The sequence below is a fragment of the Streptomyces hirsutus genome, assembly GCF_001418415.1.
Taxonomy (GTDB): Bacteria; Actinomycetota; Actinomycetes; order Streptomycetales; family Streptomycetaceae; genus Streptomyces; species Streptomyces hirsutus.
This window is the reverse complement of record NZ_LIQT01000262.1, coordinates 1-1,675: the sequence shown is the minus strand read 5'-3', so window position 1 is coordinate 1,675 and position 1,675 is coordinate 1. Positions and strand designations below refer to the sequence as shown.

2 protein-coding genes are annotated in these 1,675 nt (G+C 73.5%); one reads left to right on the top strand and one right to left on the bottom strand.

What is annotated here, in order from left to right:
- A partial coding sequence (locus AOK11_RS20010; protein WP_420903001.1) for a GNAT family N-acetyltransferase occupies positions 1–619 on the top strand: 619 nt, incomplete at its 5' end.
- Between the two features lie 30 nt (positions 620–649).
- On the opposite strand, the gene AOK11_RS20005 is transcribed toward AOK11_RS20010, so the two are convergent.
- Complete coding sequence (locus AOK11_RS20005; protein WP_055595091.1) at positions 650–1,258, bottom strand: adenylosuccinate lyase; 609 nt, start codon at positions 1,256–1,258, stop codon at positions 650–652.
- Positions 1,259–1,675: the final 417 nt, after the last annotated feature.

Genomic DNA, 1,675 nt, shown 5'->3' with positions numbered 1-1,675 from the left:
GGGATCCGGGTCGGCTCAGTCATCGCTCCATGGTGGACCAGGGATCCGACAACGCCCTGCCCCCGCCCCCGACGATGTCCTCACCACGTCCCCGGCGGGGTTCGTGCCGCGCCCGATGACGGCGGACGACTGCGCCGAGGTCGCCGAAATCCGCATACGCGGCTGGCAGTACGCCTACAAGGGCTTCGTCCCCCAGCCGTATCTCGACGGCCTCGACATCGCGGCGGACGCCGACCGGCAGCGCGCGCGTCTGCTGGCCGGCGACCGGCGCGTGGTGAACCTGGTCGTCGACGGCGACGGCGGCAAGCTCCTCGGCTGGGTGGCCCTCGGCCCGTACCGGGACGGCGGGACACACACCGAGGATGCCGAGCTGTACGCCCTGTACCTCCGCCCCCGGCACATCGGCCGGGGCGTGGGCAGGGCCCTCCTCGCGTCGGCGGTCCGGCACTGCGCCGCCGCCGGACACCCGCGCATGTACCTGTGGGTCCTCAAGGACAACACCCGCGCCCGCCGCTTCTACGAGCGGGCCGGCTTCGCCGCGGACGGCGCCGAGGAGGCCTTCGAGGTGGGTGGGGCGGTGGTGCCCGAGGTGCGGTACGTGAAGGATCTCCGCGGCTGAGCGTCCCGGCCACCGCCGCGGAGCCCGCGGCTACCGCTGCCCCGGGATCCGCGGCCCGGACGTCCGCCGCTGCCCGGGGATCCGCGCCAGGGCCCGGACCGCCGCCTCGGCCAGGGCGGGATGGGCCAGTGCCTCGTTCAGGACGGGTTCGGCGCGGGCGTCACCGAGTTCGCCCAGTCCCTCCACGCAGGCGAGGGCGACCCTGCGGTACGGGTCGTGCGGGCTCAGCCGCCGCTGCAGCGTGGTGATCAGGGCGGGCACGGCCTCCGGGGCGCGCAGTTCGACGAGCAGGCGTACCGGGTGCAGGGCGTAGGCGACGCGGAGTTCGTTGGTGGCGAGGGCGGCGGCGGCACGGGCGGTGCGCGGGTCGCCGAGGCGGGCCAGGGCGTAGGCGGCGCCGGCGCAGCGCGGGGGGTCCCGGTGGTTGAGGAGGAGCACGAGGGACTCGAAGGCCCGTCGGTCCCCCGCGAGCCCGAGCCGGAAGGCCGCCAGCTCCCTGGCCCACAGCGGCTGCCCCGGTTCGGTGAGCACGGTGGCCAGGGCGTCGGGGTCCTCGGTCGCCAGAAGCCGGTCGACGGCTGCCGATCCGGCCGCCTCGGCCCGTAAGCGCTCCGTGAGCGATCGCAACTCTTCGTCCATGCCCCGAGGTTAGACGGCCCACTCGGCTGCCGGGACGTACATCACAAACACCGAGGGCTGGCGCGCTCGTTACCCGCGAGTTAAGCTCAATCGAGCGAGTCACCCACTCGCGTTCTCGCTGTTCGTTTCTCCTCACGGTGGTTTGGTGACGCAGCCACGGTGAGTGCAGTCGGTTCGGTACTCGTACGCGTGTACCGCAGTACGGCTCGGCCTCGGGACAGGGCCGGTCGGAACCGCCGTTCCCGGGCGTGTGCCCGTCGTGACGGCACCGGGCGTGTGCGCTCGCAGCCCGGCATCACCCGCATTCCGTACGCATGCACCCGGTGCGCCCCTCGGCGCACCCGGGCGTGTTCTCCGTCGTCACCCTCATTCCTGGAGTCCCTCGATGGCCACTCCCCTGTCCCCCCAGTCCGACAC

What these genes read in the sequence shown, in the direction of transcription:
- AOK11_RS20005 (WP_055595091.1), bottom strand. Translation starts at nt 1,258, where the DNA reads ATGGACGAAGAGTTGCGATCGCTCACGGAGCGCTTACGGGCCGAGGCG.